This is a genomic window from Croceibacterium selenioxidans, assembly GCF_018599195.1.
Classification (GTDB): domain Bacteria; phylum Pseudomonadota; class Alphaproteobacteria; order Sphingomonadales; family Sphingomonadaceae; genus Croceibacterium_A; species Croceibacterium_A selenioxidans.
This window is the reverse complement of the sequence record NZ_JAHFVK010000002.1, coordinates 646,813-659,487: the sequence shown is the minus strand read 5'-3', so window position 1 is coordinate 659,487 and position 12,675 is coordinate 646,813. Positions and strand designations below refer to the sequence as shown.

10 protein-coding genes and 1 tRNA gene are annotated in these 12,675 nt (G+C 65.9%); 8 read left to right on the top strand and 3 right to left on the bottom strand.

Annotated features, from left to right (window positions below):
• Positions 1 to 2 precede the first annotated feature (2 nt).
• A complete protein-coding gene (locus KK137_RS11870) occupies positions 3 to 482 on the top strand; it encodes an NfeD family protein (protein WP_214536623.1) in 480 nt (159 codons plus the stop codon).
• A 2-nt stretch (positions 483 to 484) separates the two neighbouring features.
• On the opposite strand, the gene KK137_RS11865 is transcribed toward KK137_RS11870, so the two are convergent.
• Positions 485 to 1,432, bottom strand: a complete 948-nt coding sequence (locus KK137_RS11865; protein ID WP_214536622.1) for a complex I NDUFA9 subunit family protein — start codon at positions 1,430 to 1,432, stop codon at positions 485 to 487.
• A 183-nt stretch (positions 1,433 to 1,615) separates the two neighbouring features.
• Between KK137_RS11865 and KK137_RS11860 the strand changes: the two genes are divergently transcribed.
• The 6 genes from KK137_RS11860 (at position 1,616) to KK137_RS11835 (ending at position 8,489) form a co-directional block, all read left to right on the top strand.
• Positions 1,616 to 1,702, top strand: a tRNA-Leu gene (locus KK137_RS11860).
• 148 nt (positions 1,703 to 1,850) lie between these two features.
• On the top strand, positions 1,851 to 3,470 hold the full coding sequence (locus KK137_RS11855; protein ID WP_214536621.1) for a carotenoid oxygenase family protein: 1,620 nt from the start codon (positions 1,851 to 1,853) through the stop codon (positions 3,468 to 3,470).
• A gap of 12 nt (positions 3,471 to 3,482) precedes the next feature.
• The gene (locus tag KK137_RS11850) at positions 3,483 to 4,436 is read left to right on the top strand and encodes a polysaccharide deacetylase family protein (RefSeq protein ID WP_214536620.1); all 954 of its coding nucleotides are present in this window, start codon (positions 3,483 to 3,485) and stop codon (positions 4,434 to 4,436) included.
• Positions 4,436 to 6,529: a PQQ-dependent dehydrogenase, methanol/ethanol family gene (locus KK137_RS11845; protein WP_338028061.1), complete on the top strand. Its 2,094-nt coding sequence runs from the start codon at positions 4,436 to 4,438 to the stop codon at positions 6,527 to 6,529. The genes KK137_RS11850 and KK137_RS11845 overlap by 1 nt, the downstream gene beginning before the upstream one ends.
• A gap of 21 nt (positions 6,530 to 6,550) precedes the next feature.
• Positions 6,551 to 7,150: a nuclear transport factor 2 family protein gene (locus tag KK137_RS11840; RefSeq protein WP_214536619.1), complete on the top strand. Its 600-nt coding sequence runs from the start codon at positions 6,551 to 6,553 to the stop codon at positions 7,148 to 7,150.
• 61 nt (positions 7,151 to 7,211) lie between these two features.
• Positions 7,212 to 8,489, top strand: coding sequence for a Xaa-Pro dipeptidase (locus tag KK137_RS11835; protein ID WP_214536618.1), 1,278 nt, complete (start codon positions 7,212 to 7,214; stop codon positions 8,487 to 8,489).
• Positions 8,490 to 8,520: 31 nt separating this feature from the next.
• Here KK137_RS11835 and KK137_RS11830 read toward each other — a convergent pair whose 3' ends face one another.
• The gene (locus tag KK137_RS11830) at positions 8,521 to 10,293 is read right to left on the bottom strand and encodes a tetratricopeptide repeat-containing sulfotransferase family protein (protein WP_214536617.1); all 1,773 of its coding nucleotides are present in this window, start codon (positions 10,291 to 10,293) and stop codon (positions 8,521 to 8,523) included.
• Positions 10,294 to 10,339: 46 nt separating this feature from the next.
• Between KK137_RS11830 and KK137_RS11825 the strand changes: the two genes are divergently transcribed.
• Positions 10,340 to 11,728 (top strand): M20/M25/M40 family metallo-hydrolase, encoded by a 1,389-nt coding sequence (locus KK137_RS11825; protein WP_214536616.1) that lies wholly within the window; start codon positions 10,340 to 10,342, stop codon positions 11,726 to 11,728.
• A gap of 47 nt (positions 11,729 to 11,775) precedes the next feature.
• On the opposite strand, the gene KK137_RS11820 is transcribed toward KK137_RS11825, so the two are convergent.
• On the bottom strand, positions 11,776 to 12,669 hold the full coding sequence (locus KK137_RS11820; RefSeq protein ID WP_214536615.1) for a tetratricopeptide repeat protein: 894 nt from the start codon (positions 12,667 to 12,669) through the stop codon (positions 11,776 to 11,778).
• Positions 12,670 to 12,675: the final 6 nt, after the last annotated feature.

The window sequence follows — 12,675 nt, the reverse complement described above, 5'->3', positions numbered from 1 at the left end:
CGATGGATTGGCTGAACGGCCTGGAAGCGCATTGGGTCTGGCTGACCCTGGGGCTGGTGCTGGCCGGCCTCGAGATGCTCGTGCCGGGCGTCTATCTCATCTGGCTGGCGGTCGCCGCGATCGTCACCGGCGCGATGACCGCGGCGCTCGACCTGTCGTTGCCGATGCAGGTTGTGGACTTCGTGTTCCTGTCGCTGATCGTGGCGTTCTCGGCCAAGCGGTTTCTCGGCCAGAAGCCGATCGAAAGCACGGACCCGCTGATGAACCGGCGTGGTGCGCGGCTGGTCGGCGAGACGGCGCTGGTGGTCCAAGCGATCGAACACGGCAGTGGCCGGGTAAAGCTCGGTGACAGCGAGTGGATCGCGCGCGGTCCCGATGTGGCCAAGGGAGAGCGAGTGCGAATTCGCGGGACCGAAGGGTCGATGCTGCTGGTCGAGCCGGTGAACTTGCTGGGTGACGAAGGCACCCAGCCGGCGAACTAGGCTCAGGCCAGCTCGTTCTTCGTTCCGAAGCGGCCGTGCTTGCGATAGCGCATCATCCAGCGGTCGAGGAACAGGCCGAGCGGCTTTGGTTGCACGCCAAGCTTGTCGCAGCCGGGTAGCTGCCCCGACGCCACGTTGCCACGCTTGAGTAGCTTCCATTGGTCGGAATTCATCGGCGTGCCGGGCAACACCGCGAACAGCGCGGCAATCGCATCGGGCAGGCGGAAGAACACTCGCTCGCGCCCTTGGGCCTTGGAAATTCGGTGATGCAGCTCTTCGACCGTGAGGATTTCGGGTCCGGCGATTTCGTACGTCTTGCCGCCGTGGATTTCGGAATCAGCCAGCGCGTTCACGATCGCTTCCGCCGCATCATCCACGAACAGCGGCTGCAGCCGGGACTCGGCGCCGAACACCGGCAAGGCGGGAAGAGCGGCAATCAGCCCGGCGAACAGGCTGACGAACTTGTCATCGTCACCGAAGAGGACCGAGGGACGCACAACGGTCGCCGTGGGGAAGGCCTCACGCACCAGTTGCTCTCCCTCGCCCTTGGAGGAAGCGTAGCCACTGTCGGAGGCCGGGTCCGCGCCCAGCGCCGAGATGTAGACGAAAGCCTTGGCGCCATTGGCGGCGGCGGCCTTCGCGGCCTCTCCGGCCCCTTCGGCCTGGAGTTCGAATTGCGCGTCGCCGAAGGTGCCGACTAGGTAGACCACGGCGTCGGCGCCGCGGGTGGCCGCATCGAGGCTGTGCTTGTCGCGGACGTTGGCGCGCAGGAACTGGATTTGCCCGAGATTGGCCAGGGCGCGCAGGTGATAAGCCTGTTCGGGATGCCGCTCGGCAATCCTGACGCGAGCGCCGCGGCGCAGCAGCACCTCGGCGACGTGCGAGCCCAGAAAGCCTCCACCACCGATCAGCACCACGATCTTGTCTTCGAGCGAATCCACTTGCGCCATTGCCTGTTTCCAACCCGTCCGGCTTGCCGCCGGTTCCTGCTCAACTCTCGCGCGGCCCATGCCGCATGCCGGCCAGCGTCGCAAGCCGCACTGCGGTGCATCGCGACGATTGACAACGCCCCCTCCCCTTCGCTAGTGGCCCGCGCCTACCCGCCGCCGGCCTAAGACGACCGCGCGGCCCGTGCCCAGATGGCGGAATTGGTAGACGCACCGTCTTCAGGTGGCGGCGCTCGAAAGGGCGTGGAGGTTCGAGTCCTCTTCTGGGCACCATTTTCCCCATCGGGACCGGCGGAAAGCGCTCCATTCGCGAGCCTCCTTCCCGCCAGCGTGATTTTTGCTCATGCCTTCACTTGCCAAATCCCCATAATCGGACAAGCATAGCTCCAAAGCGGCGGGAAGCCGTTGGGGAGGGTAGGCCGTGAACAAGGACGACGCCGGTTCGGCGGGAGTATCGCCTGAATCTGCTAGCGCGAGTGGGTTGAATAGACGGCATTTCCTTGGCGCCGCTACGGTGGGAACCGGTGCGGCGCTGGCCGGGCTCGCGGCGTCTTCGCCAGTGCTGGCTCAAGGCGCGACATCCGCGGCGCCGCAGGTCGACTTCCCTGACAGCCGGCAAGCGTTCGGCGGCGGCGGGAGTGCCGGCGGGGCGGTGAATCGGGCGGAGATCGATCTCTACGACTGCGAAGTCGAAGGCGCCTGGCCCAAGGACCTCGACGGGGTGTTCTATCGTGTCGGGCCCGACCCCCAGTACCCGAAGGACCCGAAATACGCCTCCGACATCGTGTTCGACGGCGAGGGGCATGTCAGCATGTTCCGCATCAAGGACGGGCACGTCGACTATCGCACCCGCTACGTCCGCAACCAGCGGTGGAAGGCGCAGCACGAGGCGCGGCGCTCTTTATTCGGAATGTATCGCAACCCGCTGACCGACGATCCCAGCGTCAAGGGACTGAGCCGCGGGACCGCGAACACACAGTTGTTCCTGCACCACGGCAAGCTGCTGGTGTTCAAGGAGGACAGCCCGCCGGTCTCCATGGACCCGCTGACGCTCGAGACGCTCGACGATTACTACACGTTTGGCGGCAAGCTCGCGAGCCAGACCCACACCGCGCATCCGAAGATCGACCCGCTGACCGGCGAGTACATCGGCTTCGGCTACGAGGCGAACGGGCTGCTGTCGAAGGACATCTTCGTGTTCTCGGCCGACCGTAACGGCCAGGTGAACTGGAGCACCACGGTCCAGGCGCCCTATGCCGGGATGATGCACGACTTCGCGGTCACCCAGACGCATATCGTGCTCTACCTGACCAACATGGTGGCCGATGCGAAGCGCATCCAGGCAGGCGGAGTGCACTTCTCCTACGATTCGCAGGCACCCTGCTATCTCGGCGTCATGCGCCGTGGCGGGGACGGCAAGGATCTGCGGTGGTTCAGGGGGCCTAACCTGTTCTGCACTCACGTCATGGGCGGCTGGTCCGATGGCGACAAGATCACCGTCGACTGGGACGGCGGCGAAGGTAACCAGTTCCCGTTCTTTCCGAGCCTTCACGAACCGTTCGACCCGGCGAAGTCGCGCGGGCTGATCCGGCGATTCACGGTCGATCTTTCGAGCCGGACCAACGACCGCTTCCAGAGCGAAACCCTGTTCCCGCAAGTGAGCGGCGTGCTCTCTCGCCAGGACGACCGGTTCCACACGCTGCCCTACCGCTATGGCTACCTCAACAGCCCGGGACCTGGCGGTGGGTGGTCGATCATCGACCATCAGGAGAAGACGGTCCAAGTGGCCTCGGTGCCGGATTACTCGCTGTCCGAGATGACCTTTGTTCCGCGCAAGAAGGATGCGGAGGAGGGCGACGGCTACCTGATCGGGATCGGCAGCAGCATGAAGGAGGGCGGCCGCTCGGACTTGATCCTGATCGACACCAAGGACGTTGCCGCGGGCCCCGTCGCCCGGGTGAGGATGCCGTTCCCAGTCGTCGGGCAGGTCCACGGGTTCTGGGCCGATGCGAGCCAGATCCCCGGTCTGACCCACGCGTAAGCCGAACGACGCGTGGCTGGTCTCCTGAGACTTCTGCTGGCGGTTGCCACGCTCGCTCTAGGCGCGGCCGCCGTGCCCGCGCTTGCGCAGGAGGGGAAGCGCATCGCCATCAGCTTCGACGACGTGCCACGCCATCCGGGGGGCTTCATGACCCCGGACCAGCGGACAGCGGCGCTTATCACCGGACTGGCCCAGGCTGGCGTCGAGCAGGCGGGGTTTTTCGTCACCACCGGCAATCTCGATACCGATTTCGGCAAGGGCGGGGAGGAGCGGATACGCGCTTATGTCGCGGCCGGGCACGTAATCGGCAATCACTCGCACAGCCACACCTGGCTCTCGCAAAACACCGCGGCGGACTATGTTTCCGATCTCGACCGGGCCGAGGCCTGGCTCGCCGGGAAGCCGGGCAAGCGACCCTGGTACCGCTTTCCCTATCTCGACGAGGGGCGCGACCTCGCGCGGCGCGATGCCCTGCGCACGGCCCTCCGCGAGCGCGGGTTGATGAACGCCTACGTCACAATTGACGATTACGACTGGGCGATCGACGACCTTGCCCGCAAAGCGGTCGAGGCGAAGCGGCCGATCGATAGGGACGCCCTGCGCGACCTTTATGTCGAGACGATCGTCGGGACGGCTGACTTTTATGACGCCATGGCTCGCGAGACCCTTGGCCGCCAGCCCGCTCACGTCCTGTTGCTCCATGAAACCGACCTCGCCGGGCTGTTTATCGTCGACCTGATCAAGGGGTTGCGCGCGGCCGGCTGGACCATCGTCACCCTGGACGAAGCCTATCGCGACCCCATCGCGCAGACCGAACCGGATACGCTTTACCTGGGTGGCGGACGGCTGGCGGCTCTGGCCCACGTCGCCGGGAAGAACCCGAAAAGCCTGGTCTATGAAAGGACGAACGAGGCGGTGCTTGAGAAGTTGTTCGAGGAACGGGTGATCGTGCGGGGGGCGCGATAGTGGGGTCACAACTGGTGAGGCAGGCGGTTGGCCTGGCCCTGGGTCTAAGTCTGTTCGCCACGGTCTTGCCGGTCTCAGCGCAAGATAACGGCTCGGCGCGGGTCGACCATGCGCGCCTGCTCGATGCCGACGGGAATGCCGGGCAATGGATGAGCAACGGGCGCACTTATGACGAGCAGCGCTTCAGTCCGTTGAGCCAGATCAACGCGGGGAACGTGAGTCAGCTAGGCCTCGCCTGGTTTGCCGACATTGCCACCACGCGCGGGATGGAAGCGACGCCGCTGGCGATCGACGGGGTGCTCTACAACGTGCAGCCCTGGAACATCGTCACCGCTTACGACGCGAAGACGGGGCGGACTTTGTGGAGCTATGACCCGCAGGTTCCGCTCAAGTACGGGCGCATGGCCTGCTGCGACATCGTCTCGCGCGGTCTGGCGGCATGGAAGGGCAAGATCTACGTCGGCACGCTCGACGGGCGGCTGATTGCGCTCGATTCGAAGACCGGGAAGCCGGTGTGGTCGGAGCTGACGGTCGACAATTCGAAATCCTACACCATCACCGGCGCGCCCCGGGTGTTCGACGGCAAAGTGTTGATCGGTAACGGCGGAGCGGAGCTGGGGGTGCGCGGCTATGTCAGCGCCTATGACGCTGAGACCGGGAAGCAGCTCTGGCGTTTCCATACGGTGCCGGGCGACCCTGCCAATGGGTTCGAGAACGCGGCGATGGAAATGGCCGCCAAGACCTGGACCGGAGAGTGGTGGAAGGCCGGCGGCGGTGGGACGGTGTGGGACAGCCTTTCCTACGATCCCAAGCTGAACCTGATCTACATCGGCACGGGCAATGGGTCGCCCTGGGTGAGGAAGTGGCGCAGCCCGGGCGGCGGGGACAACCTTTTCCTGGCCTCGATCGTTGCGCTCAAGGCCGATACGGGGGAGTATGTCTGGCACTATCAGACGACTCCCGGCGAGGAGTGGGACTACACCGCCACGCAGCAGATGATCCTGGCCGATCTCAAGGTCGACGGGCGGGTACGCAAGGTGCTGATGCAAGCGCCGAAGAACGGGTTCTTCTATGTGCTCGACCGCGAGACCGGGGAGCTGATTTCGGCCAAGGCCTATGTGCCGATCACCTGGGCGACCGGTGTCGACATGGCGAGCGGGCGGCCGATAGAAAACCCGGCGGCGCGTTATGGCACCACCCCGGTCATGGTTTCGCCCGGTGCGGGCGGGGGGCATAACTGGAACCCGATGGCGTTCAGTCCGCTCACCGGTCTGGTCTATGTGCCGGTGAGCGAAACCTACATGGCCTATGCTGCGGCCGAGAGCTTCGATCCCGACAAGCCTTCGCTGGGCACCAGCTTCGGCGGCTACGACGCGGAGCGCAAGACGATCGCCGAATATGCCGATGCCCACTCGCGCGGCTGGCTTTCGGCCTGGGATCCCGTGGCGCAGCGCGAGGTCTGGCGCATTCCTTCGCCGCAGAAGGGCAGCGGGGGCGTGCTGGTGACCGCAGGCAACCTGGTGTTCGAAGGGACGATCGGCACGACCTTCGCCGCCTATCGCGCCGACACTGGCGAGAAGGTGTGGGAGATGCCGGTGCAGCAGGTGCCGATCTCCGCGCCGATCACCTACATGGTCGACGGCGAGCAATATGTCGCGGTCAATGCCGGCTGGGGCGGAGGGCTCGCGCATGTCGAGCGCTCTGCCTATTCGCAGCTGTTCCTCTCGAAGCCGCGCTTGCTGGTGTTCAAGCTGGGCGGCAAGGCCAAGCTACCGCCGCTGCCCGCGCAATCGGTCGAAGTACCCGAGCTATCGGCGCCGCCGGCGCTCGCCGGGTCACCCGAAGTCGTCGGGCGGGGCGAGCAGCTCTACGGCGCCAACTGTGCGCTGTGTCACGGCAACGCGGCGCGCGGCGGGGTAAAGGACCTGCGCCATATGACGCCGGCCACGCACGCCGCCTTCCTCGACATCGTCATTGGCGGCCAACGCGCGGCGAACGGCATGGCGAGCTTCGCCGACGTGCTGTCGAAGGAAGAGGCCGAGGCCATTCATCACTACCTGATCTCGCGTGCCAACGAGGATTGGGGGCACTAAGGCATGAGGAGTTTGCGAAAGATGTCCGTTAGCACTGCCTGCAAGTCCGCCCTGGCGGCGGCCATCCTCGCGCTGGGTGCTTTGCCTGGTGCGGCCAGCGCGGCGCCCAATTATTCGCCCACCTACGGCCAGGACCGTGCCGAGATCGAGGATCTCATGGCACGTTATCTCTTTGCCATCGATTACTTCGACTGGGACGCCTACGTCGCCACCTTCACCGAGGACGGCGAACTGGAGTTCGCCAGCGGCACCTCGAAGGGCCGCGAGGCGATCCGCGAAGCGGTGACCAGCTTTGCCAAGGGGATCGGCCGCTTCTACCACACCGAGGACGGCAAGCCCGCGATCCTGCGCCACGTGGTCCTGCAGAGCTCGATCCGCGTCGAGGGTGAGCGCGCCTGGGGCCGCACGCTGTGGCTCGAAATGGCCAACCATGGTCCGGGCGATACGATGAAGATGGGCACTTACGGAATCTACGAAGACGAATTCAAAAAGGTCGACGGGCAATGGCTGATCGCCAAGCGCAGGGTGCTCAACGAATTCATCCCCAAGCGCCAGTCGGGTCCGAACAATCCGGTGGCGGACATGGACGCGGCGGCTGAGGCATTTCTCGCGGGGAAGTGAGTCTGTCGATGCGGGCCGGCGCGACCTTTCCAGTGAAGGCGACTGTGTTTAGCCTCGCACCATGAGACACCTCACCGCGCTCGCCCTGGCCACCCTCGTGCTGGCCGCCGCCCCTGCCCAGGCCCGCTCGCTCTACGTAGAGGCGGGCCGGTTGCTCGATGTCGAAACCGGGCAAGTCAGCACAGGCCAGTGCCTGCTCACGCAGGACGAGCGCATTGCCCGGATCGAGCCGTGCGGAGCCACTCCGGCCGGCGCCGAGCGAGTTGATTGGTCGGCCTACACCGTGCTGCCCGGCCTGATCGACCTGCACACGCACCTCGCCGACGCAGGGCAGGACGCCGACCTGGCCCTCCCGATGAAGACCTCCCCGCAAGCCACGGCGCTGATCGGGGCGCAGAACGCGCGGACGACCATGCTGGCGGGCTTCACCACGGTGCGCGATGTCGGTACTTACCGCGGGCTGACCGACGTGGCGCTGCGCGATGCGATCAATCTCGGGCGCGTGCCGGGGCCGCGCATGTTCGTGGCGGGGGCCTATATCACCACCCCGGGCGGCGGGGGTGAACTCAACGGCGTCGTCCCCAACGACCAGCTTCCGCCCGACATGCGCCTTGGCGTGTCCTCCACTCCGGAGGAAACGCGCCAGAAGGCCGAATTCCTGTTCGCCAACGGGGTCGACTTTCTCAAGTTGATCGCCACGGGCGCGGTCCTGGCGGTCGGCACCGACGTCAACAAGCCCGAACTGAGCGAAGACCAGATGCGCGCCGCGGTCGAGGTCGCACGCGCCCACGGTTCCTATGCCACCGCGCATGCCCACGGTGCGGAGGGCCTCAAGGCCGCGATCCGCGCCGGGGTCCACAGTATCGAACACGCCAGCCTGATCGACGACGAAGGCTTGCGCATGGCCAAGGACCGGGGAGTCTGGCTGGTCATGGATATCTTCAACGGCGACTACATCGAGGACATCGGCACCAAGGAGGGATGGCCCGCCGAATACCTCGAAAAGAACCGTGCCACGACCGACCTCCAGCGGGAGAACTTTGCCAAGGCCGTGCGCATGGGCGTTCGGATCGGATTTGGCACCGACAGCGGCGTCTATCCGCACGGGATGAATGCCCGGCAATTCGCCTACATGGTCCGCTACGGGATGACCCCGCTCCAAGCGATCCGCGCGGCGACGATCGATGCCGCGACACTGATCGGGCACGAGAAGGAAATCGGATCGCTGAAGGCGGGCAAGTTTGCCGACATGATTGCCGTGAGTGGTGATCCCCTGGCCGATGTGCGGACGCTGGAGAATGTTGCCGGCGTGGTTAAGGGTGGGGAGCGGTATCGGTAGCTGAGGGCTTGGAGGTATCGAGAATTCGAGGCTAGCGCGCGTAAGTCTCGGGCAAGTCGCCAAGTGCAGCCTTGAGGGGGCCAAGCCAGCCTTCGAACGCGCGCCATTGGTCGACGCCGTCGCGGTTGATCGGGCGGCGGACCTGTTCGCTCGAGGCGGTGCGCACCGGGCGGCTGCTTTGATGGAAGTCGAGGCAGGCTTCCTCGAACGGCAGGCCGAGGTAGTCGAGGATCGCGCGCACCACGCGTTCGGGGTGTTCGAGCAGCTCTTCGTGAATCACCCGATGGATCCGGCCGGGCATGACGCGGTCGTAGTGATCCATCGCCCGCACGTAGTCCGCGTAATAGCGGCCGATATGCTCGAGGTCGTAGGTGAACCCCTGGCCCATGGCGAAGTGCTGGCGGAAGTTGGAAAAGCAGCAATCCAGGGGATGGCGCCGGGCATCGATGATCTTCGCGTTCGGCAGCATCAGGTGAATAAGGCCGGCGTAGGCCCAGTTGTTCGGTAGCTTGTCGATGAAGAACGGCTTCCCGCTCTTGCGCTGGACACGGGTGCGTTCGAGGAATTCGGCTCCAAGACTGGCGAGCTTCGCCCGATCCATGCCCCCAGCGACGGCGGGCCAATTGTGGGAGCGGGTTCCTTGCTCCTGCGTCTCGCGTCGGACGATGGCGGGAATATCGGGCAGTTCCATCGTGCCTTCGATTTGCGAGTGGCACGAGAGGATCTGTTCGATCAACGTAGAGCCGGCGCGTGGCAGGCCGACGATGAAGATCGGGTCGGGGGAGGCATCGCCCCAGTCTCGGCGCTCCGCCACGAACTCCGGGGTGAAGGTCGCGATCACCGCATCGACCTGCTGGGCGACCGCGCCCGGATCATGCCCGACATCGTCCTTCCGCAAAGCATTGCCCGCCGCATAGTGACGGAACGAGGCGTCGGCCTCTCCGCTGTCGCCATAGGCCTTGCCCAGCGCGAAATGGAGGTGGAGCCGGTCTTCGCGGGCAGGGGCGGGTTCGCTCGCGAGCGCGGCTTCCATCGCCTGGACATCGACTTCGCCGAAGCGGACCGTCTTGAGATTGGCGAGGCTCCACCAGACTTCGCCCAAGTCCGGCTTGACGGCAATCGCGCGGCGATAGGCGGCGATGCTCTCGTCCTGCCGGCCGACCGTCTTGAGCGCGTGGCCGTAGCTCATCAGCAGCTTGGCGTGGTCGGGAAAGGCGGGGATGAGGTCCTCGTAGATCCTCAGCGCCTCGTCATAGTCGCCGATCCGGCCGAGCGTCGCTGCCCGCAGGTTGCGGGTCGCGGGATCGCTGTGACCGGTTTCAGCCAGCGCGTCGAGCACCTCTCCGGCCTCGGCGAAGCGGTTCTGGCGATAGAGGACCGTGGCGAGGTTCGCGCGGGCGGCGGTGAATCTGGGCGCCAGTTCCAGCGCCCGCCGCAGCAGCACCTCGGCGTCGCGCAACCGACCGATCCGCCCGGCGAGCTCGGCCATCAGCCGGATCGCGGCGACATCGAACGGCTGGGACTTGAGCCGGGCGCGGAGCAAGCCTTCGGCCAGCGGCAAGTCGCCCGCGTTCATCGCCTGGGCGATCGCGATCATCTCCTTGTCGAACGCCGTCGCCCGGATCGCCGCAAGCTCCGCTTCAGAGGCGTCTTCGTGCTCGCCAAGGGACCGGAGCGCCTGGCCGAGAAGACGCCAGGCTTCGGCGTTCTGGGCATCGTTCCGCAGCAGGGTGCGCAGGCGCGTGACGGCCTCCGCCGGGTTGTCCCTGACAAAGCTGTCGATAGCAGTTGCTGGCCCCACCATGCGCCTGCTCTAACATGCGGTCACAAGGTCGCCACAGGAGATTCGCATGCGTTCGATTGCCGCCGTTCTGCTTCTTGCGGTCCCCGTTACCGCCGCCGCTCAATCGCATCCGCAGGCAGAGGCGCAGGCCCTGGCGCTGTCGCAAGAGACGATCGCGCTGCGCTCGGTGCAGGGAGAAGGCAATCGCACCGCGGACGTCGCACAGGCCTTCCGCAAGGCGCTCCTCGCGGGGGGCTGGGTGGACAAGGATATCGAGATCGTGCCGGTTGACGACACTGCCTATCTCATCGCCACCTGGCCGGGCAGCGACCCTTCGCTCAAACCGGTCCTGCTTTCCGCGCACATGGACGTGGTGGAAGCCAAGCCCGAGGACTGGGAGCGCGATCCTTTCACCCCGGTTGTCGAGAATGGCTACCTTTACGGGCGGGGGGCCAGCGACACCAAGTTCGAGGCTTCGCTCGCGGTAGCCTCCCTGATCGAGCTGCGCCGCCAGGGCTTCAAGCCCAAGCGCACCATCGTGATTGCCTATTCGGGCGACGAGGAAACCACGATGAAAACTTCGCGAATGATCACCGACCGCTTCAAGGACGCGGAGCTGGTGATCAACATCGACGGGGCCTCGGGCACGTTCTCGGAAGAGACCGGCAAGCCGCTCTACTGGTCGTGGCAAGGGGCGGAGAAAACCTACATCGACTTCCAGCTCGAGGTGACCAATCCCGGCGGGCACAGCTCCACGCCGCGGCCGGAGAATGCGATCGCCCAGCTCTCCGAAGCGTTGGCGCGGATCGGCGCCTATCGCTTCGCTCCGGAAGTGAATGACATCACCCGCGCCTATTTCGAGAAGGCGTCCGCGCTTCAGCCCGAGCCCGAGCTGGCGGCCGCGATGCGCGCCTTCGCCAAGGACCCGAACGATGCCGCGGCCCTGGCGATCCTGCGCAACGATCCCTCGATGGCGGGCCGCATCGCCACGACGTGCGTGCCGACCATGGTCCAGGGCGGGCATGCGCCCAACGCCTTGCCGCAACGCGCCACGGCGGTGGTCAACTGCCGCGTGTTCCCGGGCCACTCGAACCCCGAGATCCAGGCCGAGTTGGAGCGCGTCGCCGCGACGCCGGCGGTGAAGTTCAGCGACATCACGGGTGACACCTCGACCGCCTCTCCGGCCTCGCCGCTCAAGCCCGAATTCATCAGCGTGTTCGAGAAGGGTGCGCGCAAGGCCTGGGGCGATGTGCCGATCATTCCGATGCAGTCTTCGGGCGCGTCGGATTCGATGTGGTTCCGCGCCGTCGGCGTGCCGAGCTATGGTGCGAGCGCGAGCATGAGCAAGGATTCCGACGACTTCTCGCACGGGCTCAACGAGCGGATTTCGCTCCAGAACCTGGGGCCGGGGGTGACGTACTACCTCAGCGTGATGACCGATCTGGCTTCGAAGTAGGCTTCCTGAAATCCTCCCCGAGCTTGTCTCGGGGAGGAGCATTGACCCTACGAAACACCTAGCGTCTTCGCCGCAGCCTCGAGCTCCGCGCGCTCCTGCGGGTTGGCCGCCAGAGCGCTCTGCAGGGCCTTCCGTGCGTCTCCTTCCCGCCCGAGCGTCTGGTAGCTGCGCATCAGCATGATCCAGCCCTCAAGGTTGCCAGGCTCCCGCTCGAGCCGAGACGCCAGGCGCTCGACCATGCCTTCGGCCATGTCCTGCTGTTCCGAGGGGCGCATTCGCGAGGCGGCGGCGAGCTGCTCCTGCGAGGGACCGGGTATGCCAGCCATGGCCGGGACCGACTTGGGCCGCAGCGTTTCCGCGGCGGCGAGCTGGCTGGCGACATCGATCGAGTTGATCTTGCCGACCTGCTCGATGGTGCGTCTGAGATCCGCTTCCCACGGCGCTCCCGGCGGGGTTTCTCCCAGTAGCGCAACCCAGTCGGTGATGGCGCCCTTGTGGTCGCCCGACAGGTCCTTCTCGACCGCGAGGAAATAGCGGGCGCGCGGGTCCTTGCGGTCAAGCTGGGCGGCCTTGCGGAAGGCCTCGCGCGCGGGGCCTGGCATCGGGTCGCGCTCGCTCGCCATGACCAGCGCTTCGCCGAGCGACGACCACAGGACTGCGCTGTCGGGATCGGCCTCGGTCGCGCGGCGATAGGCGGTGGCCGCCTCGTCGAAGCGGCCAAGCTCGAAGTAGGCGAAGCCCAGCTTTTGCCAGGCACCCGCATTGCCCGGCTCTTCGTCCACCCCTCGTTCGAGATCGGCGAGCGGATCTGCCTTCCCCGATTCTGACGGAGCTTCGGCGGAAGGGCCGACCAGGCGATAGCCGATTACGCCCACCGCCAGCGCCACGGCCGCCAGTGCGGCAAGGCCTCCAGCGCCGATCTTTTGTAGCACAAACTTCACTCGAAC

Bases quoted from the DNA above. Each gene is read 5' to 3' on its own strand.
- KK137_RS11835 (WP_214536618.1), top strand. From the start codon at position 7,212: ATGAGACACCTCACCGCGCTCGCCCTGGCCACCCTCGTGCTGGCCGCC.
- KK137_RS11865 (WP_214536622.1), bottom strand. From the start codon at position 1,432: ATGGCGCAAGTGGATTCGCTCGAAGACAAGATCGTGGTGCTGATCGGT.
- KK137_RS11830 (WP_214536617.1), bottom strand. From the start codon at position 10,293: ATGGTGGGGCCAGCAACTGCTATCGACAGCTTTGTCAGGGACAACCCG.
- KK137_RS11870 (WP_214536623.1), top strand. From the start codon at position 3: ATGGATTGGCTGAACGGCCTGGAAGCGCATTGGGTCTGGCTGACCCTG.
- KK137_RS11825 (WP_214536616.1), top strand. From the start codon at position 10,340: ATGCGTTCGATTGCCGCCGTTCTGCTTCTTGCGGTCCCCGTTACCGCC.
- KK137_RS11840 (WP_214536619.1), top strand. From the start codon at position 6,551: ATGTCCGTTAGCACTGCCTGCAAGTCCGCCCTGGCGGCGGCCATCCTC.